Source organism: Clostridia bacterium (genome assembly GCA_024685775.1).
GTDB lineage: Bacteria > Bacillota > Clostridia > Christensenellales > CAG-1252 > CAG-1252.
On sequence record JAIKVL010000001.1, the window covers coordinates 1 to 26,014 of the forward strand.

The 26,014-nt window shown below is 47.9% G+C and carries 23 protein-coding genes and 4 tRNA genes; 9 read left to right on the forward strand and 18 right to left on the reverse strand.

Going from position 1 to position 26,014, the window contains the following annotated elements:
• Positions 1-119: 119 nt before the first annotated feature.
• The 11 genes from K5753_00005 to K5753_00055 form a co-directional block, all read right to left on the reverse strand.
• Positions 120-260 (reverse strand): Maff2 family protein, encoded by a 141-nt coding sequence (locus K5753_00005; protein ID MCR4725596.1) that lies wholly within the window; start codon positions 258-260, stop codon positions 120-122.
• On the reverse strand, positions 236-613 hold the full coding sequence (locus K5753_00010; protein MCR4725597.1) for a hypothetical protein: 378 nt from the start codon (positions 611-613) through the stop codon (positions 236-238). The genes K5753_00005 and K5753_00010 overlap by 25 nt, the downstream gene beginning before the upstream one ends.
• 131 nt (positions 614-744) lie before the next feature.
• A complete protein-coding gene (locus K5753_00015; GenBank protein ID MCR4725598.1) occupies positions 745-1,053 on the reverse strand; it encodes a hypothetical protein in 309 nt (102 codons plus the stop codon).
• A gap of 10 nt (positions 1,054-1,063) precedes the next feature.
• On the reverse strand, positions 1,064-2,380 hold the full coding sequence (locus tag K5753_00020) for a PcfJ domain-containing protein (GenBank protein MCR4725599.1): 1,317 nt from the start codon (positions 2,378-2,380) through the stop codon (positions 1,064-1,066).
• Entirely contained in the window at positions 2,377-3,465 is a 1,089-nt protein-coding gene (locus tag K5753_00025) for a hypothetical protein (GenBank protein ID MCR4725600.1), read from the reverse strand. The genes K5753_00020 and K5753_00025 overlap by 4 nt, the downstream gene beginning before the upstream one ends.
• 178 nt (positions 3,466-3,643) lie before the next feature.
• Positions 3,644-4,051, reverse strand: a complete 408-nt coding sequence (locus K5753_00030; GenBank protein ID MCR4725601.1) for a hypothetical protein — start codon at positions 4,049-4,051, stop codon at positions 3,644-3,646.
• Between the two features lie 13 nt (positions 4,052-4,064).
• Positions 4,065-4,292, reverse strand: coding sequence for a hypothetical protein (locus K5753_00035; GenBank protein MCR4725602.1), 228 nt, complete (start codon positions 4,290-4,292; stop codon positions 4,065-4,067).
• An 11-nt stretch (positions 4,293-4,303) separates the two neighbouring features.
• Positions 4,304-4,606 (reverse strand): hypothetical protein, encoded by a 303-nt coding sequence (locus K5753_00040; GenBank protein ID MCR4725603.1) that lies wholly within the window; start codon positions 4,604-4,606, stop codon positions 4,304-4,306.
• A gap of 406 nt (positions 4,607-5,012) precedes the next feature.
• Positions 5,013-5,087 (reverse strand) — tRNA-Glu (locus K5753_00045).
• A gap of 7 nt (positions 5,088-5,094) precedes the next feature.
• A tRNA-Met gene (locus tag K5753_00050) sits at positions 5,095-5,171 on the reverse strand.
• Positions 5,172-5,176: 5 nt separating this feature from the next.
• Positions 5,177-5,254: transfer RNA gene (locus K5753_00055), tRNA-Met, on the reverse strand.
• A 249-nt stretch (positions 5,255-5,503) separates the two neighbouring features.
• Between K5753_00055 and K5753_00060 the strand changes: the two genes are divergently transcribed.
• Together K5753_00060 and K5753_00065 are read left to right on the forward strand one after the other, a co-directional pair.
• The gene (locus tag K5753_00060; protein MCR4725604.1) at positions 5,504-5,995 is read left to right on the forward strand and encodes a GNAT family N-acetyltransferase; all 492 of its coding nucleotides are present in this window, start codon (positions 5,504-5,506) and stop codon (positions 5,993-5,995) included.
• A gap of 103 nt (positions 5,996-6,098) precedes the next feature.
• Positions 6,099-6,176: transfer RNA gene (locus tag K5753_00065), tRNA-Met, on the forward strand.
• 366 nt (positions 6,177-6,542) lie between these two features.
• Here K5753_00065 and K5753_00070 read toward each other — a convergent pair.
• Together K5753_00070 and K5753_00075 are read right to left on the reverse strand one after the other, a co-directional pair.
• A complete protein-coding gene (locus tag K5753_00070; GenBank protein ID MCR4725605.1) occupies positions 6,543-7,631 on the reverse strand; it encodes a GGDEF domain-containing protein in 1,089 nt (362 codons plus the stop codon).
• Positions 7,632-7,800: 169 nt separating this feature from the next.
• Positions 7,801-8,019, reverse strand: coding sequence for a hypothetical protein (locus tag K5753_00075; GenBank protein MCR4725606.1), 219 nt, complete (start codon positions 8,017-8,019; stop codon positions 7,801-7,803).
• Positions 8,020-8,236: 217 nt separating this feature from the next.
• Between K5753_00075 and K5753_00080 the strand changes: the two genes are divergently transcribed.
• The gene (locus K5753_00080; GenBank protein MCR4725607.1) at positions 8,237-8,602 is read left to right on the forward strand and encodes an ACT domain-containing protein; all 366 of its coding nucleotides are present in this window, start codon (positions 8,237-8,239) and stop codon (positions 8,600-8,602) included.
• Between the two features lie 80 nt (positions 8,603-8,682).
• Positions 8,683-9,138, forward strand: coding sequence for a helix-turn-helix domain-containing protein (locus K5753_00085; GenBank protein MCR4725608.1), 456 nt, complete (start codon positions 8,683-8,685; stop codon positions 9,136-9,138).
• Positions 9,139-9,790: 652 nt separating this feature from the next.
• Here the strand turns inward: K5753_00085 and mtnN are convergent.
• The 5 genes from mtnN to K5753_00110 form a co-directional block, all read right to left on the reverse strand.
• Positions 9,791-10,471 carry a 5'-methylthioadenosine/S-adenosylhomocysteine nucleosidase gene (gene mtnN / locus K5753_00090; protein MCR4725609.1) on the reverse strand — a complete coding sequence of 227 codons (681 nt, stop codon included), beginning with the start codon at positions 10,469-10,471 and terminating at the stop codon, positions 9,791-9,793.
• Between the two features lie 261 nt (positions 10,472-10,732).
• On the reverse strand, positions 10,733-11,923 hold the full coding sequence (locus K5753_00095) for an iron-containing alcohol dehydrogenase (GenBank protein ID MCR4725610.1): 1,191 nt from the start codon (positions 11,921-11,923) through the stop codon (positions 10,733-10,735).
• Positions 11,920-12,318: a hypothetical protein gene (locus K5753_00100; GenBank protein ID MCR4725611.1), complete on the reverse strand. Its 399-nt coding sequence runs from the start codon at positions 12,316-12,318 to the stop codon at positions 11,920-11,922. Before K5753_00100 ends, K5753_00095 begins: the two co-directional genes overlap by 4 nt.
• 103 nt (positions 12,319-12,421) lie before the next feature.
• A complete protein-coding gene (gene ispF, locus K5753_00105) occupies positions 12,422-13,564 on the reverse strand; it encodes a 2-C-methyl-D-erythritol 2,4-cyclodiphosphate synthase (protein ID MCR4725612.1) in 1,143 nt (380 codons plus the stop codon).
• 40 nt (positions 13,565-13,604) lie between these two features.
• A complete protein-coding gene (locus K5753_00110; GenBank protein MCR4725613.1) occupies positions 13,605-13,847 on the reverse strand; it encodes an RNA-binding S4 domain-containing protein in 243 nt (80 codons plus the stop codon).
• 357 nt (positions 13,848-14,204) lie between these two features.
• On the opposite strand from K5753_00110, the gene K5753_00115 reads away from it, so the two are divergent.
• The 5 genes from K5753_00115 to gyrB all read left to right on the forward strand — a co-directional run bounded on the left by K5753_00115 (position 14,205) and on the right by gyrB (position 26,008).
• Positions 14,205-19,922 carry a hypothetical protein gene (locus K5753_00115; GenBank protein MCR4725614.1) on the forward strand — a complete coding sequence of 1,906 codons (5,718 nt, stop codon included), beginning with the start codon at positions 14,205-14,207 and terminating at the stop codon, positions 19,920-19,922.
• A 21-nt stretch (positions 19,923-19,943) separates the two neighbouring features.
• A complete protein-coding gene (gene dnaA, locus K5753_00120; protein MCR4725615.1) occupies positions 19,944-21,299 on the forward strand; it encodes a chromosomal replication initiator protein DnaA in 1,356 nt (451 codons plus the stop codon).
• Between the two features lie 393 nt (positions 21,300-21,692).
• Positions 21,693-22,799, forward strand: coding sequence for a DNA polymerase III subunit beta (dnaN, locus tag K5753_00125; GenBank protein MCR4725616.1), 1,107 nt, complete (start codon positions 21,693-21,695; stop codon positions 22,797-22,799).
• A 1-nt stretch (position 22,800) separates the two neighbouring features.
• Positions 22,801-23,898, forward strand: coding sequence for a DNA replication/repair protein RecF (recF, locus tag K5753_00130; GenBank protein ID MCR4725617.1), 1,098 nt, complete (start codon positions 22,801-22,803; stop codon positions 23,896-23,898).
• Positions 23,899-24,103: 205 nt separating this feature from the next.
• The gene (gene gyrB, locus K5753_00135) at positions 24,104-26,008 is read left to right on the forward strand and encodes a DNA topoisomerase (ATP-hydrolyzing) subunit B (GenBank protein MCR4725618.1); all 1,905 of its coding nucleotides are present in this window, start codon (positions 24,104-24,106) and stop codon (positions 26,006-26,008) included.
• Positions 26,009-26,014 lie beyond the last annotated feature (6 nt).

A 26,014-nucleotide genomic window follows, 5' to 3' on the forward strand; every position in this document is an offset into this window, starting at 1 on the left:
AGTTGGCATTGTAGGAAAATCCAAAAGTTTAGATTTTCCCACAATGCTTATCTTTTGGTCTTTGGTTCGGAATAGTGTAGTGCTGGCGGTCTATCTCTTGTTTTCGGTTGCTTGCTTCCTTACCGTACATGAGCATTAGCGCCGGGATTATCATTGCCGTATCCTTCCATGAGGTTGATTGCTCCCCAAATGCCAAGACCTGCACCAAGTGCTACAACGAGTGTCTGAAGTACGCCTACTGCGCTCTGAAAAAATGCCATAATAAAAATCCTCCGTAGGGTCCTGTTTTTTCAACACGTTCTGAGATCATCGTGGAAAGCGTGAGATTATTATCAAGAGCGCGCTGGATTTTTGCATCTTTTATGTTTTGCTCGCTTCCCTTTCGTGTCGTTTTGGAATTGTCAAATTCGAAATGTTCTAATAATAGAACCGTATCATCTTTGATAGAATACGCATCTGGTCTTTTTTTCGCGGGTTGAAGTGTAGGGAAAAAAGTAAGCAAAAATTCGAGATATGTCTTATCTTCAGGCAGATATACAATGCCTTTGGGGTCGATTGTTAAACAGCGCATTATGCTTTCAAAGTCCTTATTTGTTTCAATCATTGTTTGCACATTTAACCCCCATCTTGGTTTGTTGTTGAAGCTCTCAAAGGTACAATTTAATATAACATAGATGTTTTTCTTCTGCAATCGTTTAGAGAAATGGTGGAGCCGAGAGAAAAGATCTCCCGACTCTTTTTCCGTTATGCTTCAAGTTTGGTCTTGTAGTGTTTTCCGCCAACCGAGACCGAGGCTCCGTCAGCAAACATCTGTACTTGTATTTCGCCATCCTGACCTGCTCGTAGACATATCTTTCCGGGAATCGGAGACGAGACCGGCATTATATCGGTATCGGTGACGTTCGCAATATCGCAGACTTCCAAGATCTTCAATCCCAGCTTCACGAGCTCGGACGAAAACTGCCATTTCTTCTCGTAGCGACCATAGGCATCCAAGATCATGGATGCGTCATATTCGGGGCTGTATGCGGTTATTCTGAAATAAGTGTTCATAATTCCTCCTTTACGCTGCCAGTTTTTTGATTTGGCGATTGGCAAACGGCAGCCATTGTTTATTTATAAAGTTCAGTATTTTCTCGTTCGGCGTTGAGTTATTATCTCCGTGACATTGAACGACGCGCCTTTTCTCCGGGGAATACTCCACCGTCACAAGCGGTTTGTCCGGGGCTTCTTTTGCTCGGATAAAGAAGATAAGGGACTGTTCGCGGATCATTCGTTGGTCGTATCCCATTTTCCCTACGCAATGGTGTAAAGCGTCCCCCTCATTTATGAGGTCAAACGGCGACATCGCAATCACGGCGATATAGTCTGCGTTCTTTTGGTATTGCAAGGGCAGATACTTCTCGGCGATCTTTCGGAACGAGTCAAGCAAAGCCTTTTTTTGTTCGACTTCGTCCATTGCCTTCTTCGTCTTGTATTCGTCTATTCGGATATCGTGCCAGCGTTGAAAGTCGTGGGGAAACAGGTTCTTTTCTTGTGTCATATCAAGCCCCAAATATCGGCAAGCGAATGCGTAATCTCGATAGCTGTATTCGCTGATGGAATGTTTGTCTATGTAAGAAAAGAACCGTTCAAAGGCGCAGTTCCCTCTAAACAGTTCCCTTATACTTTTTAAGCAGTCATCACGAATGAGCTGTTTCTTTCGAGCCAAGAGGATTTGCGTGTCCCGTATGGATCGTCCCGTTTTGTACGCATCCAAAACCGTTTCTGCGTAAACATCCCCGATTTCGTTTCTGTGTTTGAAGATCCAGCTCCTAAACGCTTTATCTTTCCCTGCCTTTCGAAGCACACTCTTACACGTTGCGAAATAGTGTAGTCCTGCCTTCACGAAATACTCTGCTTGGGGGTATTGTTCATAAATGCGGAGATACGGCAAAACATCTAAGAAGCGGTACTGTTCTATCGCCGAGTATTTGTATTCGGGGAAGTGAGAAACGATATAGTTTATGTTGACAATCGGGGCGCGCGGGTTGAAGTATTGGTCGTATTGCCATCCCCATTCATTGTCTTCGTACCAGTTTTGGTATTTTTGGATGCCCATATCGTACCAACCGACGGCATATCCGCCCAACTTGCTGAACTTAATATCTTTCAAGAAGCATTTGTCAGAGTGAACGCCGTGCACGATTACCTGCTTGCAATACCATTTCTTGCGATGGTTGATAACCGCGACCGTCACTTGCACAAGTTCTTTGTCGTTTTTTGTCATATACGAGTAGAAACGCAAATGTCTATCTTGTGCCGGATAGTCTTTCTTGTCTTGCCTTTGGATCATTGCCATAATCTTTTTGGGTATCGGCTTTATCTTTTGCATTTTCATAGCATTACCTCCAATTGTCCCTTGAACAGCCTAACAATTCGGTCTATTACAGCGGTGTCCGTTGCTTGTTTTGGTTCTTCTTGGGGCGGCTCTTTGTACTCACCAGTTTTGCAATCCACGACCGCGACTTTCTGCCCGGGACGGTAGGCTCGCCATTCCTCGTCCGAGTTGGCAAGGATATAATGTCCTTTGTCCGCTACCTTTTGGAAATAGAGGTCGATCGCGTGATATGGAATGCCACACATCGGGACACGTTCATCCGGTCCGACGGCTCGGCTTGTCAGCGTAATCTCCGCCGCTTCCGCAAACGTCTTGGCAGCTTCGCCGAATATCTCGTAAAAGTCACCGATTCGCTGTGCAACGATGGCACCTTGGTTGTGTTCACACAATTCAAGATACTTTTGATAGAAAGCGCTGTACTGTTTGCCGAGCTTTTCTTGGTCGGGAGCAGGCGTCTCTTGTTCAGGTTCTTCCCCAACCTCGTCTTCGGGTTCTATAATTGGTATTTCGCCTTTTGCTTCCATTTCTTCATCGACCATCCTTTGATCTTCTTCGTCGAGGACGCGCGGCTCTTGTTTCTGGTCGCTTTCTTCGATTAGGTCAAAGAGTGTCGGCTCCTTCGGTTTCGGTGTCGGTGGGGTGTAGGGCTTTGCTTCGACTTTCGGTATTGGCTTCACATAAGGCGTTCCGTCTTCGTTGAACAGTTCACCTTCGATGGCGTCTTCCTCAAAATAGTGAATAGCCCAACCGAAAACCGTGTTATCGTCAACGCAGGCACCTCTCGCGCCTTTCTCGGCGGTCTTTCGAGCTTCTTCCGTTGCGTAGCGCATAAATCCTGCCAAGGTCTTTTTCTGTATAAGGGTTTTCCCGTCTTTTTCGACGGGTACGCCCTCGTTTACCTTCTTCGCAAGGTCTTCGCTTGCGTTCTCTTCGAGATAGGTTTTAACGCGCTGTTCGGCGACGTCGTTTGCAATCAGATTAAGATCCATTTCTTGTGCCTCCTTACTCTCTTTTTGATAATCCAAGGAACACTGCGCCAGATTCCTTGCCGTACTTCCCATTTGCGTATGGGGATAATCTGCCATTGTATTCTCTTTGGTAGCGGCTCTTCCAAACATCCCAAGTCCGGGAATTGCAGAAACTTGGCTTTGTAATATAAAGCCTCCTTGAATGAGCGAGTCAGGAACCTGTCCGTGATCTCTTTCCGAGGAGGCTTTGTGTAGGATATTTTGTATCCGTATTTGCATTCGGTATTTTGTTTCATCAGGCAAACCTCCGAATACCACCACCGAAGGATTGAACGCCTATCGTGCCGAACTCGCTACACCATTCGTCGGTTTTGTTCCAGACGTAGGCAAAGGCAGCGTGTCCGATTTCGTGTTTTTCAAGCAGGGTAGCCCACTCGCGTTTATAGTTGGTGACGACCAAGAAGCTGAAACACTCCCCGAATTCGGTGTATTCGTGGGTAATTGCATATACGGTGCAGTCGTGCTTTTCTTCGATTTCTTTCATCTTGTTGTAGACTTCCGGCTCTTGGTCAACCCAAAATCCTGCGAAACGTTCATAGAAGCAGACCTTGTCCTCTTGCTTGAAACCGTCGATATAAGGCTTGTAAATCTTCAATGCGTTCAAATACTTGATTGCTTGTTCTTTTCTCTGTTCTTTTGTCATAGTTTTTTCCTCCTTATTCTTCAAAATCATCAAGGTTAATGCGGGCAAGTGTCGCGCCGTATTCAAAGTAATAGCCTTTCTCGTCCTGTAAAAGCGGGTATTCCACCATCGAGATCTTTCCTCGGTTGGTCACCGCGACGACGATCTTCTCTTCATCTTTTGCCACTTCAAGCAAATTGAACGTGACAAACTCTTCACCGTCAAAGTATTCAAATTCGTGCAAATAGTATTTTTCTTTCATATCTTTCTCCTTTATTCGACGATCTTGTACCAGATGTCGTAATTTAACTCGCATTCACGGCTTTCTTTGCTTCCGTCCGGACGCTCGAATTCAATTTCGCGCAACTCATAATGGGCGCCTTTATACTCGTCTTTCGTTCCGGCAATCAAGTGACAATGCCGCTCGCAATCCTCGTATATTCGGATATACGGTTTTTGCTTTTTGCTCACACAGGCGGTGATCAAATCACCGTCATCGGTGATATATCCTACCCCCTTGCTTTTGACGTCGGATTCCCTTCCGACTTTCGTGACAACGTAAACTACTTTTTTCATTCTTGGATACCTCCGTATTTTTTATTTTTGCCTTTCGGCAAGTTCAAAGGAGCGTGTTTTTTTAGGGGGAAGGTATCAATAAAAATAGGCGTCGCAAGTCAACGACACCTGGGATAAAAAAATTTTCGGGAAAATAGAAAAATTTAGGCTTGGAAAGATAGAAAACAGGGCTTTTTCGGTTTTTTATCCCCGTTTACTTGCAAAAAAAATACGCTACGACAACACAGACGAAATGGCAAAAAATTCGGATGTTTCGGATTATTTTTAGCAAAAACCGCTATTTTGAAATTTGACAAATATTTTTCGGAAATGACGCCTTGAATTAAGGACGACTGAGGAAAAAATGCGGAAATATAGGCATTTTTATAGGCAAAGACCCAGCTGCATGGAGCAACTGGGTCCCAAGTGGTGACCCCTACGGGATTCGAACCCATGTAACCGCCGTGAAAGGGCGATGTCTTAACCGCTTGACCAAGGGGCCTTATATATGGTAGCGGCGGTCAGATTCGAACCAACGACCTGCCGGGTATGAACCGGCCGCTCTAACCAACTAAGCTACGCCGCCACTAATGGTTGCGGGGGCAGGATTTGAACCATACGACCTTCGGGTTATGAGCCCGACGAGCTACCAAGCTGCTCCACCCCGCGACGAAACGCTTATTTATTCTAACAAGCAAAACTTCGTTTGTCAATGTTTTTTTCGCGATTTCACAGATTTTTCCGAATTGTTTTTCCCGTGCCCTCTTCTTCCTCGGTTTTCCCGCGCTTTCGATCGCATTTCTCCGCGAGCGGACAAAAAACTTTCGACATTTTCAAATCAAGGTAAAAAATCCGTGCGCTTTATGTTATAATATTTTTACAGGCGACCGAAATCGAGACCGCCAAGGGAGAATGACTATGGAATTTATGAGCGTCGATCCGGCAAAAGGCGAACTTGTCGAACGCCTGTCGAAAATCGCTTCGGAGATCGTTAAAAAGTACTACGACCCCCTTCTCGGCGAAGAACAAAACGACTATATGATCGAAAAATTCCAGTCCGAATCCGCGATTCGCGACCAGCTTTCCCGCGGCTATCGCTATTTCATCGCGCAAGACGGATTCCGCGCGATCGGCTTTTTGGGGTTCTACCCGCGCCGCGATCACCTCTATCTCAGCAAGTTTTACCTATCCGAAGGCGAACGCGGCAAAGGCTACGGCAGAAAAATGCTTGAATTCTGCATCCAAAGCGCAAAAAACGGAGGCTTCGGCGCGATCGAGCTCAACGTCAACAAGAAGAACGCGACCGCGGCGATCTACGAGCGCTTCGGGTTCAAAAAGATCCGTTCGGAAAGAAACGACATCGGTCACGGCTACTTCATGGACGATTACGTCTACCGTTTGGAATTTTGAGAAAAATGCCCGCACATTCCGCATAAAACGACAAATTTTGCGGCAAAATACCGCCCGACCCCTTGACAAACCGCGAAAAATCGGCTTATACTGTAAAAGACGTCGCGGGGTGGAGCAGCTTGGTAGCTCGTCGGGCCCATAACCCGAAGGTCGTATGGTTCAAATCCTGCCCCCGCAACCATTTAGCAGACTCGTCATTCGACGAGTCTTTTTCTGTACCAAACGGCAGGATTTGAACGAGAGCGTTAAGAAATCGACAGTTGACTTCTGTCGATTTTAGCGATGACCGAAGCAATGCGAAAAGCACCAACTCAACCAAACGATATGCTTTGAGCATTGCAAGAGCAAATCTTCTGCCCCCGCAACCATAAAAAAGAAGCAAGACAATCGTCGGCTTGCTTCTTTTTATGTGTTTGTGTCCAAAGGACACAACTTCGTTTGAACGCCTGCGTTCAACATCGTTTTTCACGAAAGCGAAAACTTCCTTGCTTTCAAAGATCCCCCACTCTCCCATAAAAAAACCCGCCTCGACTCAATCGGGCGATTTTTATTCGAAGATCTTATATTTATCGGTGCGTTTGGATTTCAGTTCGTACAGCGCCACGTCCGCTTTTTTGAATATCTCGGAATAGTTTTTCTCCTCACCGTGATAAAGAGCGATGCCGATGCTTACGCTGATTTTTCGGTCTTTATCGGGAATCCGGATTTTTTCATGCGCGCCCGAAACGATATCTTCCGCTATTTTGCGCGCGAGAGCCGCGTCGTCGGTGCCCTTTACGAAAAAGATAAATTCGTCGCCGCCGAAACGCCCGACGATCTCTCCGTTTTTGAAGTATTCGCTTGAAAACGCGCCCATCTGACCGATCACGCTGTCGCCGACGTCGTGACCGTAGGTATCGTTAATATCTTTGAAGCGGTCGATATCAAGGACGAACAGTATCCCTTTGTTTTTCGACTCGTCCGCAAGGAATTTATTGATCTCTCTCGTCAGCGCGCCCTTGTTTTTGAGCCCCGTCAGGTCGTCCGTGTCTTTTTGAATGTTGATTTTTCTCCGCAAAACGAACTCTTTGATCCGAATCGAATTGGCAATGATATGGATGAAAAACCCGATGACGGAAAAAATGACGACGTTCGTCAAATCGATTTGCCAAACGGTATAGGGCTTTACCCTGTACATCCAAACGAGGAAGACCGCCGACGCCGCGCTCAACACGATCCCCATAAAAAACGGCTTGTCGATCATAAACATCGGCGTTATGATCAGCATAACGACGAACATGGTTGCGGGAATATTCGGCTTATTGCTCGTAATGAGCGCGCTGAACAGGAACAGCATGGATATCGACAAATAGATCAAAAGTTGCGCGACGAACGAATCCGCCTTGAAAATGAAAAACACACCGGTGATGATCGCCGAATAAATAAGGGCGATCATATAAAAGGTCTTGTTTTGAGCAAGCAAATTATTAAAAAGGGAGTTTATGAACAAAAACGCGAAAGCCGCGGTCATCAAGCAGTGCAGAATGCGCCACGTTTTGAAATTGGAGACGTACGCGTCTTTTTTCACGGCGTTATATTCGTCTTTTTCGATTCCGCAATAGCACAAATAATTGCGAATCAGACGCAAAATTTTCATTTTTTCGCCCCCTTCGAAATAGTATGTTCTCGGTTGGATTATATCACACTATCGAAAAAAGGGCAAAAGTTTTATTATGCAGATCCGTTCGGCTTTCCTTAAATCATCGCAAAAATACGAAAATATCGGGTTTTCCGCCTAAGCGCGGCAAGGGTCAAGCGCCCCGCCCTTATTCCTCGGATTTCGGGGATTCCACCTTCGGCTTCGAGCAAAAACCGACCAAACGGATGACAAACGCCGCGAGCCAAAACACCGCGCTGACTATGTTTATAATGAAAATAAACATCGACTCGTTATATTCTTTATGGATCCCGGAATAAATCGCGCGAAAGGTACAAAGCGCGACCAAAAGCCCGTAAACGACCAAAACAGAGATACATTTTTTCATAAAGAGTCCTCCTTTTCGGCGCAACCCGCGGACGGCGCGTTCGCCTGTCTGAATTATTATACGGCTTTTACCGAAACCTGTCAACGACTATAAACACATTTATCCTGCCGATCCTCGATCCGCCTTCCGCCGAGGCGCGGCGCACCGCTGCGGACGCCTTGTTTTTCCGCAAAATTCGTGATAAAATACAGTAAATTCACAAAAAAAGGTCGGCTTTATGAAATTGGAAAAATTACCGCATCGTTTTACCGTCTGCAAGCTCGGGGATCTTTCGAACTTCGATCCGAAAACAGACTTTTATTTCCTCGGAAAAACGGACGAGGAGATCTCGCTCGTCTGCAAAACGGAAAACACGCCTGAAAAAACCGTCGCGCGAGAAGACGGCTGGCGCGCGTTTCGCATCGTCGGAACGCTCGATTTTTCTTTGGTCGGGATCCTTTCGGAACTATCCGCAATCCTTGCGAAAAACAAAATCGGGATTTTCGCCGTTTCCACCTATAACACCGATTACGTCCTCGTAAAAGCGGAAAACTTCGAAAAAGCCGAAAACGCCCTGTCTCTCGCGGGATACGAATTTCTTTAAGACAGAAGCGCAAAAACGCAACCGCGCGTTGCGTGCAAACCGCGAAAAAGCGTGATAGAATAATGTCGGAGGTAACAAAAATGGACACGAAAGAAGTTATATTGAATCTTCGGACGCAAAAAGGACTATCGCAGGAAGAGCTTGCCGAAAAGGTCTTCGTTACGAGGCAAGCCGTTTCGAGGTGGGAGACGGGCGAAACCGTCCCGAACACGGAAACCTTGCGGCTTTTGTCGGATTTCTTCGGCGTTTCGATCAATACCCTGCTCGGATCGCCGCGCAAACTTTTCTGCCAATGCTGCGGGATGCCGCTCGACGATTCCATCCTCTCAAAAGAAAAAGACGGCGCGTTTAACGAAGATTTCTGCAAATGGTGCTATGCGGACGGCGAATACACCTACAACGATATGGACGATCTGATCAACGCCTGCGTTCCGCATATGACCGCGCAAGGATTTCCCGAAGAGCAAGCGCGCGCTTACCTGAAAACCAGCCTGCCGAACTTGAATTATTGGAAAAACCGCACAAAGAAAAACTAACGTCTTGCCCCGAAAACGACCGAACTTCGCCGCCTCACGCGACGGGAAAAAGTCGCCGCAAATCGGGAATCGATCCGATAAAAATCAAAACGGAAAGCCCCGACGAAATCCCATCGGCGGGGTTTTATATTTACGGAAAGAACAAAGAAAAATGCGCCTATCAAGAATATTTTTCTCGGGATTTCACCAAAATCATAACCAAACATTTACGAGAATAAAAGAACAGGCAACTATCCGACAAGTAGAATTTATACACAAATTGTGCAAAAAGTGTGGATAAAAGGGTGTAAAAATCCCACATTTTTGGTATTTTGCGAAAAGTTAAGGCATTAAGCGGGGGAAACAAGGAAGTAACGCACAAATCAAGCGGAGGACAAAATGCGAGAAAATCCACGAAGATTCGACAATTTCAAAGAGTCAAAGCAAAACGGCAAAGAATGACGTCACGTGTGGACAAAACGGAAGCAAGGACAATCATGTCAAACATAAAAGGAAAGCACGCAAAGAAAGTGACTCGACAGGCAAAACGAAACATCAAAGAGCACGTATCGACATACGGAGAAACGATCCGATAAAACGCCGCAAAAAGCGATAAAAAAACCGGATCGAAAAAAGAGGAACGACCCGTCGACCCAATTATACAAAACAGAATTTAAACGTTATAAACTTCGTAAATCGCACCAAGAACGACGTCCAACGCGAATTCCAAGCCGCCGAGTTTATTCTTCATATACGTCGATTCAGCGCCGTCGTCGGCAGAGTCCGAAACAACCTTGATCATCGTAAAAGGAACGCCGGAGCGAACGCAAGTCAAAGCAATACCAGCGCCTTCCATATCGCAAATATCTGCGGAAAAATCAGTGAATATTTGATTTCTTCTTGCATTATCCGCAATAAATTTATCACCGCTTGCGAGGCGAACGGCGGGTAATTTATCGGACAACACGGAAAGCAATTTGCGATCGCTCAAAAGAAACGGAGAAGACATATCGGCGGCTGCGCCGAGCGGATGACCGAATGCGGTAATATCGGAATCATAGTGAACGACGGAATCGACCGCGACGATGGCTTTCTCGGAAAGCGAAGACGTCAGCGCACCCACAAGCCCGAAGTTTAAGATATAATCGCAGCCGAACGCACCGATCAAAAGAGAAACGGCGGATGATGCCGCGATCTCACCGATCCCGCATTTTGCGAGAATTACGCAATTATCGCCCGAAAAATAGGTACAAAATTCAATTCCGCAAAGAACGACGGTTTCTTTTAACTCTCCGAGAGAAGAAAGAAAAGGCTCATATTCTTTTTCCATTGCAACGACAAATCCGACTTTCATACACCACCTCGGCATTCATTATAACACAAACGCAGGAAAAGCGCAAGGAGAAACGAAGCGACGATTGTTCCACGTGGAACATAAACGCAGGACGAAAGCACGTTCAGCCGTTACGATAACAACCCATTCCCAAACGCAATAAAATAGCGCGGAGTCATTCATCGCGCCGCATACAAAAAGAAAACGCGGAATTTTCCGCGTTTTTAAATCAACTATTTAATGCGGAGATGCCGCACAAGCGATTTTGTTCCACGTGGAACATCAATACGCATTGTTCAAAATCGCAATAAAATCTTCCTTAGACAACGTACGAACGCCGCCGATCGCCGCGCGCTTTCCTTGCGCCGACGTCGCGATATCGCCAAACGTTTCGCGCTGAATATCGGTTTGAGAAATTTTCGTCGTAACCCCGGCTACGTCCGAAAGTGCGTCGACCCATCTTTCCAAAATTGCCACCGCGCCCTGCTCTTTTTGAGAAGATTCAAATTCGGAAGCCAACTCGTTCTCTTCTTGCGTTTTTGCGACTTCTTCTTCCAAATTCAGCGTTTTTACAAGGTTTTCAAGCCGTTTTACGGAATTTTCATCCAAATTCTTTAATGCCGCGATGATAGCAAGCGTCATCGCTTGGGGCTTGGAAACGCCCGCGATTTCGGAAATCGCGTCGGATAGCGCGTGCGCCGCGCCGAACGGAACGTTTCCGAATGCGACACCCGCCAAAGCGGAAGCAAGCGCGACGCCCGTCGCGGCTTCTTTGTTTCCCGCGCGTTCGGCGGCCTTAACTCCGTGCTTAAACAAAAGACGGATCGCTTTTTCCGCATAGATCTCCGCGGGGTCGTCCTCTTCCGCACCGAGATATGCCTCGACCGCGTTTGCAAGCGCATAGATCGAGCCTTCCGCAAGCGATCTCAGAGGTTTCTTTTCCGCGAAGTCGCGATCGATAAACAGAACGGTCGGGACCATTTCGGGCGACGAAACGTAGGTATCGCCGTCCGTAACGGATCCATTCAATTCCGCGCCGAGGGAAAGCTCCGTCGGAAGAAAGAACATCGGGATCGCGTCTCCGACCGCTTTATGCGTCCCCGCGATCGGAATCAAATCATCGCATTTTTGCGACAGAAACAGCTTCAATACTTTTGCATAGTCCAAGACGAACGCGCCGCCGACCGCAACGATTGCGTCGCATTCGTGCTTTTGGAACGACGCTTTCATATCGCGCGCGATCTCTTTATCAAACGCGTTCGGAACGCCGTCAAAGCAAACGGCGGAGCCTTTTCTTCCGCCGCGGATCGAAGAAAGCGCGCGATCGGCGACGCCGGAACGCACCGCGTCGATCGAGAAGAGAACGAAAGGCTTTTTCGCTCCGTAACGGACGAGTTCCGCTCCAAGCGTGCGCGCCGCATCCTCGCCGCAATTGATTTTCGCGCGATTTTCAAATTCAAAATAGTTTCTCATGTATTCTCCTGCTTTTCGGTTCGATAAAGCGATCTGTATCTTCCGCCCGAAAGAAGGGCTTTATCGCCCTCGTTGCAAATGCGCGTAAACACACAAAAGAACCTTGTCGAACCGCGATAGATCAGGCGACCTTGCGCCGCGCATTGATTGACCGTGCATTTCCCCAATGCGAGTTTTTTCAAAGCGTCTTGATCCAAGACCGTTACGGAAAGCAAAATGCTTGATTTTTCCGATCTTTCCATAATGCGGAAGACGTCGCCTTCCTTGATCAGCCGTATTTTTGCACCGCCGAAACAAAACTCCATCGCATAGATACCGGGCAGAGAGAATAAGAGTTCGAGCTTTGCGCCCTCGCTTTTTTCCGTGCATCGGATCACGCGGCGAGCCAACTTCATCAACTCGCATTCGGTGGCCGCGAATGCCGCGATCGACCGTCCGTATTTTTTTTCAACCGTTTGCAATTCCATATTTATAAAGTATCACACGCGCGCGCGGAAGTCAATCCGTTTTCTCGCGGACAAGGAGCGCGGTCGCTTCCGCGGCGATCCCTTTTTCTTCGCCGACGATCCCGAGTTTTTCCGTCGTCGTCGCGGCGACCTTAACGTTTTCTTCGGAAATCCCGAGCGTTTTCGCGATCGTTTTTTCCATTTCGGGAATATACCCCGCCATTTTCGGTCGCTCCGCCATAATCATCGCCGCGACGTTATGGACGGCGAACCCCTTCTTTTCGATCTCGGTTTTTACGATTTTCAGAAGGTCGACGCTGTACGCGCCCTCGAAGCGCGGATCGGACGGGGGAAAGAAATGCCCGATATCGGGAAGCCCCGCGGCGGTCAAAAGCGCGTCCATGATCGCGTGCGTCAAAGCGTCCGCGTCGCTATGCCCGACGAGCCCTTTTTCGAAAGGGATCTCCACGCCGCCGAGAACGAGCTTTCGCCCGAGCGCGAGCGGATGGACGTCGTAACCGATCCCGACGCGCCTTTCCGCGCGCTCCGAAAGATCGGAAAGATCGGAAGAATAGGTAATTTTTTTGTTTTGCATTTCGCCTTCGACAAGTTCCGGCGCGCCGTAGACCGTTTCGTACAAACTTGCGTCGTCCGTATTTTCCGCGCCGCTTTCATACGCCTTTACAAGGCGATCCAGCAAAAAGCATTGCGGGGTCTGGACGAGGACGAACGCAGATCGATCCACCGCCGAATTCCCTCCGCCCGAGATCTTCCGCATCGAATCGACGCAGGGGATGACGGGAACCGCGCTCCCTTTTTCCGCAGCTTTCAAAAAGCAACGCTCCGCGAGCGCGGGAGAAAGGTAGGGGCGCGCGCCGTCGTGAACGCCGACGACGATCGGCTCGTCCTTCGCCGAATCGCGAATAAAGTCGAGCGCGTTTCGGACGCTTTGCGTCCGCGTTTCGCCGCCGCAAACGACGAACACAGGTTTTTCTTTTCTTCGGGAGAAAAGGGCGATCGCTTCTTCTTTCTTTTCTTCGGAAACGACAAGGACGATCTCACTTACGACGGGCGAGGCGAAGAAAGGCTCCGCCGCCCGTTCGAGCACCGTCTTTCCGTCGATCTTCGTCCAAATTTTATCGACACCCGCGCGCGAACTTTTTCCCGCCGCGACCACGATCGCAATTCCTTTCATATCTTCCTTTTTATCGGATATTTCCGTATTTTTATAAATTTCAGCTTATGACTTCGTAAAGCTCGGCGCATTCGGTCTTTTTCGTGACCTCGCGCGTATCCGTTACGCGGACGCGAAGACTCGACGCGCCAAACAGGATCTCGATCTCGTCGCCGACCTTGACTTCCTTCGCGGGTTTCGCTTCCTTTCCGTTCAAAAGGACGCGGGACGCGCCGCAGGCGTCCGCCGCCACGCTGCGCCGTTTGATCAATCTGCTGACTTTCAAAAATTTATCCAATCTCATAGTAGTATATTACCACGTTCCGCGAATTAAAACAACGGGTCGGCGGGATTTTCGAAAAGCCGCGGCGCGTATGATCGGCTCTGCGCGAGAGAAAAATGCGAAAAAACCGAGAATCTTTGCCACCGAAGATCGCGCTCCGATCGGCTTGAAGCCCGCCGGGATTCAATCCGTTTTCGAGCTTTCCGCGCGTTTTCAGCCGATTTTTCCTATTTTTCCCCGCAAAAAATTTTCGGGCGACTCTTGCTTTCCTGCGCGCGCGTATTGTATAATATATATTGTATAATCATATAACTACCTTAAATCAATAATCAAATTCTCGCAAGCGGCTCCGCGTCGCGCGCGAAAAGAGAGGTTTCTATGTCGAGAGAAGGCGAAGGCGGCAGACTGAAAAAAAGCAATTGTTGTCTGACTTGTTCCATCATTTCCTTTATCCTTTTGATCGTTTTCATCGCCGCGCTTCTGATCGGCGGCAATATTCTTTTCAAACAATACGTCAGCCCGAAGATCGGGGGCGTCGGATTATTCGATTCGATGTCGCTCGCGAGAAAGATTCTTTCCGGAAAAGAGACGAAGGCGTCCTATAACGAAGAGGATCTGGACGATTTCTATTCCGAGCTTTCCTCCTCTTTGTTTATGTCGGACAAATCGGAAGAGGAGCTCGAATACTCCCTTTTGTCGGACGATGCGAAAGCCTCTTTGGACGTAACTTCCGCCGCGGAAAGCGAAGAACCCGGAGCGGGTGAAGTCGGATCTTCCGAAACCTCCGCGCCTTCTTACGATAACGACGCGGCGTACGCGGCGTTTCTGCTTCTCTCGAAAAACGCGCGTTACGATCTTTTGACGGACGATATGAAAGAGCTTTGCTCTTTGGAAGAGTTCGGGCGGCTCGCTTCTTCGGAAAGCGAATCCGTTCGCAAGCGTCTCGGTCTCAAACTGTACCGCTTATCCATCAACGGGCTTCTCGGAAACGAGAGCTTTTCTCCGAGCGATTTCTCCTCGGACAAACTGACGAATCAAGCCTTCGATTCGATCGATTTTAACTTCGAGACCCTCGCGGATTACGATATCAGCGATCCTTCCGCTCCGGAAAACACGAAATTTACGACGTTCTCCGTGGAAGGGAAGCAGGTCTCCGCTTTTATCAACGACATTTTGAATTTCTTCCTCTCGGCGGACGTTTCGTCTTTCGGTTCGGAGTACGCATCGCTCGTCCCCTCGGGAAAAAATCTCTCCGATTATATCAAGATCGCGAACGTAACGATCAAGAATTCTCCGATCCTCGTCTCGGGAACGGAAGCTCTGTATAATCAAAAAGACACCGAACTCGGCATTACGATCTCTCTTCGCCTGCGCGATCTCATCCAAGAGATGATGAACGGGGAAGAAGTCCGCCAAAAGTTGGATTCCGCGCCTTCGTTCACCGTCAGCGCGATCCCGAAGATCATCCCGAAATATCTTTCGGTGTCCGCTTTCGTCTACCCCCTTGCGGAAGACGAGGACAAGCGCGAAATTCGCATTAAAGTCAATAAAATGTCCGATAAAGACGCAAAGAATCTCTCTTTGATCGTAAACGGACTTCGCGAGAACAATTCTTCCGAACCCATCGAAAAGAGTTTCTTCCGCGATTTGAACGACAAAGTCGTAAACACCTTCAAAAAGATCAACGATAAAGTCAAGATCAATTTCGTCCCGTCCGTGGATAAAGACGGAAAACCCTTGAAAGATTCTTCGGGTAAGACCTACTCCGAGCTTCAAATCATGACGATCGAGACGTTGATCTCTCTTCTCAATAAATCGGAGTCTTCTCTTTCGGCGCACGATATCTTCACCGTTTTGAAATGCTTGTACGTCACGGAGAGCAAACCCTCGGCGCTCTCGCTCGGCGAGGCGATGACTTCCTTTAAATCCGAAGTCGCGTCGAAATACGGCGTCGATCTCGCGTTCTTAAACGAAAACAACCTTCTTTCTCCCGACGCGTTGGACGGCTTTATCGAGCATATCCACCTTTCGGACGGGATCGTCGATTTTACGAAATCGAACGAGCAAATGCAAGTCGAGCTTCCCGCGGAAACGCTCGCCGCGCTCTTAATGGAGCTTCTCTCGGAAACGGGTGACGAAAGCGTCGCCGCGGCGGAAGAAGAGCCTTCCGCAAAGAATATTCTGAAAGGGCTGGATCCCGACGTCTGCTCGGTCGTCGTGGAATCGGGCGGCGAATCGGGCGGAAAGAAGATCTATTCCATCGAGCTTTTGATCTCCCTCGGTCTGTCCGATCTTCTTTCGGGCTATATGCCGACCGACGAGCAGGCTTCGAAACTCGTCAAAAAGATCCTGCCGAAGGGCAAAACCTATTTCGGGGTCAAACTCTTCGTGTCGGAAGAGACCGTGGAAGGAAAGCTCGTCCATAAAGCGGGCAAGAATATCTCTTCGGGCGATGCCTACGCGACGATGTTCCGCATCAACGATTTCACCTACGCGGAGACGGCGAACGTCATTCAGACGATCAACACGTTTATGAAGTCGATGGGCAGCGAATCCGGCTTCGATATTTCTTCCGTGACCGGATCGATCGAGGACGCCGTCACCGATCTCTTCAACAAACTCCAAGAGAGAGATTATAAGATCTCCGTTCGCTTGTTCGGAAAGAATTCTTCGAGCAAGGGAGGTCTTATGCTCCCGAGCATCTACGAACTCGTCGAGAGTTTAGTCGCGCCGCGCCTCGAAGGCGAAGAAACGTTCACGAGCGCGGACGCACAGCAGATCCTTGCCCTCGTCTACGATTCGAACGCGAATAAATCCGTTACCTTCTCTCCCTCGCAAGCGGACGATCTTTTGGACGACGTAAACGATAAATTCTATATTTCTCACGACAGCGCGCTCGCCGCGTCCGACCTCTTCGGCGAAGGCACGGCAAACCTTTCGGATAAGATCAACGCGAATTCCATCTACTTCAAATCTTCCGAGGAAGAGCAGAACAAGTGGGGCGCGGGATATATCAAAACCGCGCTGTTCGACGACACGAGATCGATCGACGATCTTCGTATCGGCTTAACGGGCGGCGAGATCGCGGCTTTGATCGACAAACTGCATTTGATGCCGACCGATCTTTCTTCCTCGTTCGGAGAAGTAACGATCCTCGGCGCGAATTTCAAGACGGAAAATCGGAAGACCTGCTTATCGTTCGACGTCCTTTGCACGTTCGTGAAAAACGCTTCTTCTTCGGAAAGCGTCAATCTTTCCGTTCTTTTCCCGCAAGATATCAAAGTTTCCTTCGAAATTTTAATGTTCGCCGATTCGTATTCCGAAGAGGCGCCGCGTTTCTCCTCGAAACTCTTGATAAACGATTCCGACGTCGAAAAAGTCTTTACCCTTTTGAAGGCGTTCGGCGGCGGAAACCTTTCCGCGACCGCTTTGTCGGATAAGATCAAGACCGCGCTTTCGCCCGTCTTCACTTCGCTCGAAGAAAAGATCCCCGTTTATTATTCGAACGCGGGCTTCGCTTACACGACGACGATTTCCGGAAAGACGGAAAACTGCATTTATCTCGCCGACGTCTTTACCGCTCTTATCGGATTAACGAATATCAAAGATACGATCGACGAATCGACGGGCGCGGAAATTCCCGAAGAAAACCGCACGCAGGCGGACGCCGCGCTGTTCCGCGCGAAATTGATGGAATTCGGCAGAATGCCTTCCTATAACCTCGAAGGAGAAAGTTCTTCTTGGTCCGTGGACGTCTCGGGGATCACGGATTTCTTTACCGACGACGATCTGAATTCGTTCCTCGCTTCGTTAAAGAGTAATTATTATTTAAACTCGGATCTGACCGCGGAAAACATTATGGGCGATCACGCGTCCTTCGACGTAAACGCTTCGTCCGTCTCCTTCCCCTCGATGTATGCGGACGAACGCCCCGTTTCGGAGCTTTCCGTTCCCTTAACGGGAAATGCGCTCGGCGCGCTCGTAAAGCAGACGCTCGGAGTCATTGAAATGGGCGAAGACGGTCTCGCGACGCTCGTCCAAAGCGCGGTCCGTCTCGACACGAACGAAACGGTTGAAAAGACGGACGACAAATTCCTTCTCGACCTCGCGTTCCTCGTCCGTTTGACGGGTACTTCGAACATTTTGCCGACGCATATCTTCGTAAAAGCGGAGATCGATCTCTCTTACGACTTCGTAAACGATTGTTTCCCCGCCGATCTTTCCTGCACGGCGAAGATCACGATCAATAACCTGACCGATTATCAAACCAAGAATATGTTCGGTTATATCTCCGTCCTCGGCGGTTCGATCTCTATGAATACCATATCGGATAACGTCGCGCAAAGTCTGGAAGACGGCATCAAAAAGATGCTGAATCTCTATCCGGACGGAACGGTCACCGTTTCCGAAGACGCGATCGTCCTTCCGGACGTCTTTACTTTCCTGATCAATCTGACGAATATGTCGAACGCAAGCGCCGACTCGCTCGCGAGCCGTTTGCGCGGTTTCGGCTATCAGATGAATGCGAACGGCGACCCCGAAAACGAAGCCGATTATTCTTGGGTACAAGGGCTTAAACTCTTCCTTTCGACGGACGATATGTACGTCTACACGAATATGCAACGCGCGTACTTTATGAAAGAAAAGCCCGATATGGAAAGCATTTACGGCGGCGTCGGTAATTATTTCACGACGATCGACGACACGAATTTCAATCTTACGGGCGCAGACGGGCTCTATCATTACGACGGCGCGATCAAGACTTTGAAGATTTCGGATAAAGCGCTCGGCGTCATGATCAAGAGCAAGCAAAGCTTCGCCGCCGCCGTATCGAGCGGCGTAACGGCAAGCCTCGAAAGCGTCCGCATCTTCCTTGATGGGGGCGATCTCCGCCTCGAAAGCGGCATTAAAGTAACGCTCGGAAACGATCCGGCGTACGCGATGCTTCCGAAGTACTTCTTCGTAAAAGCGTTGACGCAGGAAGATCCGAGCACTTTGAACGGATATTCGACCGCAATCTCCGTCAATAATCTCTCTCGCGCGGAGACCGTCGCGTTCTTTACGAACTTCGCTTCGCTCTCCACCGTCGGCGTCAATAACACCGCGTTCAATATCACGAACCTCGAACGCGAGATCAATAAAGCGGTAGGCGCGGGGTTGAACTCCTTTACTTCGTCCGTTACCGTGACCTACGGGACTTTTACCGCCGCCGACATCAGCGGAGAATATAACGCGACGAATTATCCGGGAGACCAAATCTCCGTTCACGAGGACGACGGCTACGCTCAAATCCCGTCCGTTTACGCCTTCTTGATCGATCTTTTGTATACCTCCAATAAACCCGCGGAAGCGGAAATGCAGCATATGCTGAATAAACTCTATGAAGAAGAATCGTCTTTGGAGAACGAGCTCGTTACGAACCCCGCAGACAACCATGGCTTTAATGGAATCGGATACAGAGGCGATAACGGTTTATTCGATCGGGTAGCCGTCTATTCCGATAATTTCCTCGCGGATAAATTCAATACCGAACTTTCGGGTTCCTCGATCAACGACGATCCCATTATTCCGAACGACGAAATCACGATCAGTTCGATCCGTCAAGCGATCATCATTCGCGCGGGCGATACCGCCGTTCAGGACGTTTGGAGAGATAAATTCTACGCGCAAGGCAGCGATTTCAACGCGACGCATAACTATATGATTGCGACCGTCGTCGCGGATCTTTCTAATTATTCTTCGGGATCTTCGACTTCGCTCGTTCCGAGTTCTTTGTGGTTCACCGTCTTGATCGATCTGACCGATCGGACGCAAAGCCGCGGACTCCTCTATGATATGAACGAAACGGATATGGATATTTTCGAACATATTCTTTCCTCGAACAATGCAAGATTCGATATTGACGTTCTTTCGATCGAACTTGCGGATCTGATCATCGGAAAGATCAACGCGCTCGCGGGTCTCGGAACGGTGATTACTTATTATTCGGCGACGGATACCTACTACTATGCGGACACCACTCCGTTTAACGATAATAAGAGAGATCTTTCGAATGAAATGACCGGAAACGGATATATCGTCGTTTCTGCCAATTAAATAAAAGGACTGTGACCGACTATGAATAACTGTGAAAAAATTTGGTCCGACATATCGGATAAACTATCGGGACTCGTTTCCCTCGCTTGCTACGAGATCTATTTCAGCAAGCTTAAACCCATAACGATCAAAGACGACGTCTTGATCCTTTCCACGCCTTTAACTTCGGTTAAAAACGGAATTGCCAAGAATTTTACCGAACCACTCAATATGGCGATCCGCGTTAGTTTGGCGCAGATCGAAGGCGCGAAAATCATTCTCGACAGCGAAGTTTCTTCCTATATCGATCAAGAAAATCAAAAAGAGGAGAAAGAAGAATTCAAACCTTCGATCAAACAGATCGTCTTTCAAAAGAATTACACGTTCGACAGCTTCGTCATCGGCGACAGCAATAAGTACGCCGCGGCGGCTGCGAGAGCGGTCGCGGAAGCGCCGGGAACCAACTTAAACCCTCTCTTTATTTACGGAATGCCGGGGCTCGGAAAGACACATATTCTGCACGCGATCGGAAACGAGATCCTTCGCAATAATCCGAATCTGAAAGTCTATTACACGACGGCGGAAAACTTTACGAACGACCTGATTTACAGCATCCGAAACAGCAACAACACCGAATTGACCCGCCAATTCCGCGAGAAATACAGAAATTTGGACGTTTTGATGATCGACGACGTCCAGTTTTTGGCGGGAAAGACGAGTTCACAGGAGAGTTTGTTTCACGTCTTCAACGATCTTTACACGGCGGAAAAACAAATCATTTTGTCTTCCGATCGCCCGATCAAAGAACTCAATTATCTGGAAGACAGGCTTACCAGCCGCTTCGCGAGCGGCGTCGTAGCCGATATTCAACCGCCTTCGTTCGAGACGAGAGTCGCGATCCTTCAAAAGAAAGCGTATCATTATAAAATAGACGTAACGCCGGAAGTCATCAATTATCTTGCGGAAAAGGAAAAATACAACGTCCGTTTGCTCGAAGGTATGTTAAAGACCGTCGGCTATTTCGCATCGTTGAATAATCGCTCGGCAAACAGCGTCGAATTCGTAAAAGAAGCCTTGCGCGACAGCTCCAATAACCAAGAATCGGACGTTACGATCCAAAAAATCGTCGACGTTACCTGCGACTATTTCGGAGTCAAGACGCAAGACGTTTGCGGAAAAAAGAAGACGAAAGAACTCGTCGAACCGAGACAACTCGCAATGTATCTGATCACCGTCATTCTTCCCGAAATCCCGCTCGCTTCGATCGGTCAGTTCTTCGGCGGAAGAGATCACACGACCGTCATTCACGCGAGAGATAAAATGCAAGCGCAGATCACGGAAAACGAAGGTTTCAAGAAAAAAGCGGAAGACATTAAGAACTTGATCTACAATAAGTAAATACTTTCGAAAGAAACCTTTACCATTGAAATTCGAAAGAAAAAATCAAAATTTTTTCTTTCGTCTATCCTCGGTTTTGATCGGTACGATCGTTCTCTCGAAGAAATAAAACTTTTTTATTCGATAGAAATTTCGATCCTACCTTCATAGAAAAAAAACTCCGTTTTTATCAAAGATCGAAGTCGATGTTGACAACGTGAAGAAAGTAACAGTCATTCACTTTGATTCTACATAAAATCAACAGAGTTTTGAACAGCAAATAATAATATATTTACTTTTAAGTAGGTCTATGATATACTATATATTGTGGTGTTAAGGGTGTTTTCCACTTTTACACACCCGTTATTATTAGAAGTTATTGTTATCTACAAAAAAAGATAAAAAGGAGCAAAAATGAAAATCAACGTTGATTCCCTTTCTTTATCCGAAGCGGTAAATAAAGTCATCAAAGCAATATCGATCAAGAAGAACAATCCCGTCTTGGAATGCATCAAACTTTCGGCGCATGACAACAGTCTCGTTTTGACTGCGACCGATATGGAGCTTTCGATCGAAAAGAAGATCGTGGCGGACGTTATTATCGACGGCGACATTCTCGTCCCCGGTAAGTTTTTCTCCGAATTCATTCGCACGTTGAACGAAGAGAGTTTGTCTCTTGAATGCTCCGACGGGGTAAACCTCGAAATCAAGTACGGCGAAAGTTACGGCTACATCAAATGCCTGAACGTCGAAGATTATCCGAACGTAGGCGAGGTTATGAATCGCTATTTCATTACCCTTAATAATAAGGATATGAAGAGTTTGATCGCGAAGACGGTTTTCTGCGCTTCGACGGAAGATAACAGGCAAGTCCTCAAAGGATGCCTGATGGAAGTAAACGACGATAAAGTGACGATGGTTGCTTTGGACGGCTATCGCCTTGCTCTTTGCAATAAGACGATCAAAGCCAGCAGCGACGAAAAGTTCAGCTGCATCATTCCCGCGCGTTCGCTTCTCGAAATCAGTAAGATGATCTTAAACGACGAGGACGATATCACGTTGAAGATGGACGGAGAAAAGCTTCGCGTGGAGATCGAAAACACCGTCTTGATCACTCGCTTGATCAAAGGAGACTTTATTAATTACAAAAACATTATCAATAAAGACTTTTCCGCGATCGTGACGCTTTCCAAGAGTCAATTCAGCGAATATATCGACAGAGCTTCTTTGATCTCCCGTATCAGCAAAAACAATCTCGTTAAGATCGAAGTCAAAGAAAACTATATCAAGGTCGAAAGTAATTCCGAAATGGGTAATTTGAACGAATCCTTGCCCGCGCGCGTCGAAGGAAAGGATAACGTTATTTGTTTTAACGGAAAGTATCTCCAAGATTTCCTCGCCGTTATAGACGACGAATTTATCAAAATGAATATCAAAGCGTCGAGCGCGCCCTGCGTCTTCACCCAAGTGGATAAAGACGATTATTTATTCCTCGTTCTCCCGATGCGCGTCGTGGGATAAAATGAAAGTAGAAAAGGTATCGCTCGAACGGTTCAGAAATTATCAAAAACAAGAAATTGCTTTCCATGATGGGTTGAACGTCATTTGCGGGCTTAACGCAAGCGGCAAAACAAACCTTATGGAAAGTATTTTTGTGTCGGCGATCGGTCGCTCCCCCCGAACGAAAAACGAAAAAGATTTGATCAAGATGGGCGAGGAAAACGCATTTATCCATCTTACCTTGCAAAAGAAATTCAGAGAGCATAAAATAAACGTCGAAATCTCCCGTTCGGAAGGAAAGAAGATCAAGATCGACGACGCGGTGATCACCCGTCTAGGAGAGCTTCTCGGGCTTCTGACGGTCGTCTATTTTTCGCCGGACGAACTTAAAATGATCAAAGAAGCGCCGCAGGAGAGAAGAAAATTTATCGATCTTTCTCTTTCTCAGGAAAGCAAGCCTTATTATCTCTCGCTCGCGCGCTATAATAAGATCCTCGCTCAACGCAATAAACTGATCAAAACGGCGGATTTCGCCGAATTTTCGACGACCGCATTCATTTGGGAAACGCAAATGAGCGAAGCGGCGGCGGACGTCATTTTGAAAAGAAAGGAATTTATATCGAAAATATCGAAGATCGCTTGCGATTATCACGAAAAAATAGCGGGAGAAGGAGAAGACCTTACGCTCGTTTACGAGCCTTGCTCCGAAAAAGAAAGCAGGGAAGAAATCAAAGCCGATCTTGAAAAGCAACTCGAAGAAAACCGAAAGAAAGATTACGAACTCGGGTATACTTCGATCGGCGTTCACAGAGAAGATTTTTCGATTACGACGAAAGGCGTCGATCTCAGAAAGTTCGGGTCTCAGGGGCAGCAACGGACCGCCGCGCTCGCGATCAAACTCGCGGAGATCGAATATTATTACACGGAGTCGGGAGAGAAGCCCGTCCTGCTTTTGGACGACGTCTTATCCGAACTCGACAAAAAACGCCGCTCCGCGCTTTTGAAAGCGACGGAAGGAACGCAAACCTTTATTACCTGTACGGAATTTTCGGAAGACGTCGGCGACAGGGAAGTCCATATCGTAAAAATCAATAAAGGGGAAGTCGTTTTCGAGAGTTAAAAGAAATTTAATTCTTTTGATAAAAAATATTTTTTTATAAATTTAACGATTTTTTTCATTGTGGATAACTCAAAATTTATAAAAAAATTTTATCAAACTATTTACTTATATAATAATTATATTATATAATATATATTATTTATACGCACGCGCACACGCACGCGCGTTTATAATGATGATTACGATTTTGTAAGCGGAGGGAAAAATGGAAAGAAACAATTCCTATAATGAGGACGCGATACAGGTACTCGAAGGTTTGGAACCGGTTCGTGTTCGTCCGGGTATGTATATCGGTTCGACGGATGAAAGAGGTCTGCATCATCTCGTGTCCGAGATCGTGGATAACAGTATCGACGAAGCTCTCGCCGGTTACTGCACGGATATTTACGTTACGATCAATAAGGACGGCAGCGTCTCCGTCCAAGATAACGGTCGCGGAATTCCTACGGGCTTTAAGAAGTCCGAAGGTAAATCGGCGGTCGAAGTCGTCTTGACGAAGCTTCACGCAGGCGGTAAATTCGGCGGCTCCGGCTACACGATCTCCGGCGGTCTGCACGGCGTCGGTCTTTCCGTCGTTAACGCGCTTTCCGAATGGCTTGTCGTCGAGATCTGCCAAAACGGACATATCTTCAAACAGGAGTATTCGCGCGGCAAGCCGAATTACGAGCTGAAAGTCGTCGGCGACAGCGATCAGACCGGAACGAAGGTCACTTTCTTCCCCGATAAAGAAATTTTCGAGACGATCGTCTTTAAGTACGACACTTTGAAGCATCGTCTGCGCGAGCTTGCGTATTTGAATAAAGGATTGCATATCAATATCAAAGATCTGCGCCACGAGACCCCGCTCGAAGACGATTTCAAGTACGACGGCGGTATCATTCATTTCGTCGAGGATCTGAACTCGGCGCACGAGAAACTCTTTACCGATATCGTCTATTTCGACGAGAAAGTCGGGACGAGCGAAATCGAGATCGCTCTTCAATATAACGAAACCTATAACGAGACGGTGTACGCCTACGCGAATAATATAAACACCGAAGAGGGCGGCACCCACCTCGACGGCTTTAAGGCGGCTTTGACCCGTATTATCAACGACTACGGTCATAAGATGAATTACCTTAAAGAGAGCGAGAAACTCTCCGGTGAAGACGTCCGCGAAGGATTGACCGCGGTCATCAACGTTAAACTTACGAATCCGCAATTCGAAGGTCAGACCAAAACCAAGCTCGGCAACAGCGAGATGAGGACGATCGTTTCGCGCGTCTTGACCGAATGCCTCGGGACGTATATGGAGGAGCATCCGAAAGAGTCCAAGGAGCTCGTTTTGCGCTCGATCAACGCGCAAAAGGCAAAAGAAGCCGCGAGAAAAGTCCGCGACGAGACCCGCCGCAAAGGTTTCCTCGAAAACACGACGCTTCCCGGTAAGCTTGCGGACTGCACCGAGAAAGACGCTTCCAAATGCGAAATCTTCTTAGTCGAGGGCGATTCCGCAGGCGGCAGCGCGAAATCGGGCAGAGACAGGCGCTTCCAAGCGATCCTTCCTCTTCGCGGTAAAATTTTGAACGTCGAAAAGGCAAGGCTCAATCACGTCCTCGAAAACGAAGAGATCAAATCGATGATCACCGCGTTCGGCGGCGGTATCGGCGACGAATTCAGCACCGAAAAGCTCCGTTACGACAAGATCATCTGCATGACCGATGCCGATGTGGACGGCTCGCATATCCGTATTTTGATGCTGACGTTCTTCTTCCGCTTTATGCGCCCTTTGATCGAAGAAGGTCACGTCTATATCGCGCAGCCCCCGCTCTATAAAGTCAGCAAAGGCAAGGACGAGAAATATTTCTATAATGACGATGATCTGAATACCTATCTCGATTCTCTCGGCAGAAAGGGGTATGAGATTCAGCGTTACAAAGGTCTCGGTGAAATGGACCCCGAACAGCTTTGGGAGACGACGATGAGCCCCGAATCGAGGATCCTTTTGAAAGTCAGATTGGAAGACGCGATGAAGGCGGACGAAACCTTTACCGTCCTTATGGGCGAGCAACCCGAGCTTCGCCGTCAATTCATCGAGCAGAACGCGAAACTCGTCGCCGAACTTGATATTTAACGAGGT

Coding starts and splice junctions, on each gene's coding strand:
- K5753_00110 (MCR4725613.1), bottom strand. CDS start 13,847: ATGAGATTGGATAAATTTTTGAAAGTCAGCAGATTGATCAAACGGCGC.
- K5753_00005 (MCR4725596.1), bottom strand. CDS start 260: ATGGCATTTTTTCAGAGCGCAGTAGGCGTACTTCAGACACTCGTTGTA.
- K5753_00060 (MCR4725604.1), top strand. CDS start 5,504: ATGGAATTTATGAGCGTCGATCCGGCAAAAGGCGAACTTGTCGAACGC.
- K5753_00040 (MCR4725603.1), bottom strand. CDS start 4,606: ATGAAAAAAGTAGTTTACGTTGTCACGAAAGTCGGAAGGGAATCCGAC.
- K5753_00030 (MCR4725601.1), bottom strand. CDS start 4,051: ATGACAAAAGAACAGAGAAAAGAACAAGCAATCAAGTATTTGAACGCA.
- mtnN (MCR4725609.1), bottom strand. CDS start 10,471: ATGAAAGTCGGATTTGTCGTTGCAATGGAAAAAGAATATGAGCCTTTT.
- recF (MCR4725617.1), top strand. CDS start 22,801: ATGAAAGTAGAAAAGGTATCGCTCGAACGGTTCAGAAATTATCAAAAA.
- dnaN (MCR4725616.1), top strand. CDS start 21,693: ATGAAAATCAACGTTGATTCCCTTTCTTTATCCGAAGCGGTAAATAAA.
- dnaA (MCR4725615.1), top strand. CDS start 19,944: ATGAATAACTGTGAAAAAATTTGGTCCGACATATCGGATAAACTATCG.
- K5753_00075 (MCR4725606.1), bottom strand. CDS start 8,019: ATGAAAAAATGTATCTCTGTTTTGGTCGTTTACGGGCTTTTGGTCGCG.
- K5753_00095 (MCR4725610.1), bottom strand. CDS start 11,923: ATGAGAAACTATTTTGAATTTGAAAATCGCGCGAAAATCAATTGCGGC.
- K5753_00070 (MCR4725605.1), bottom strand. CDS start 7,631: ATGAAAATTTTGCGTCTGATTCGCAATTATTTGTGCTATTGCGGAATC.
- K5753_00020 (MCR4725599.1), bottom strand. CDS start 2,380: ATGAAAATGCAAAAGATAAAGCCGATACCCAAAAAGATTATGGCAATG.
- K5753_00100 (MCR4725611.1), bottom strand. CDS start 12,318: ATGAAGTTGGCTCGCCGCGTGATCCGATGCACGGAAAAAAGCGAGGGC.
- K5753_00025 (MCR4725600.1), bottom strand. CDS start 3,465: ATGGCAGATTATCCCCATACGCAAATGGGAAGTACGGCAAGGAATCTG.
- K5753_00115 (MCR4725614.1), top strand. CDS start 14,205: ATGTCGAGAGAAGGCGAAGGCGGCAGACTGAAAAAAAGCAATTGTTGT.
- K5753_00015 (MCR4725598.1), bottom strand. CDS start 1,053: ATGAACACTTATTTCAGAATAACCGCATACAGCCCCGAATATGACGCA.
- K5753_00080 (MCR4725607.1), top strand. CDS start 8,237: ATGAAATTGGAAAAATTACCGCATCGTTTTACCGTCTGCAAGCTCGGG.
- K5753_00035 (MCR4725602.1), bottom strand. CDS start 4,292: ATGAAAGAAAAATACTATTTGCACGAATTTGAATACTTTGACGGTGAA.
- gyrB (MCR4725618.1), top strand. CDS start 24,104: ATGGAAAGAAACAATTCCTATAATGAGGACGCGATACAGGTACTCGAA.
- ispF (MCR4725612.1), bottom strand. CDS start 13,564: ATGAAAGGAATTGCGATCGTGGTCGCGGCGGGAAAAAGTTCGCGCGCG.
- K5753_00085 (MCR4725608.1), top strand. CDS start 8,683: ATGGACACGAAAGAAGTTATATTGAATCTTCGGACGCAAAAAGGACTA.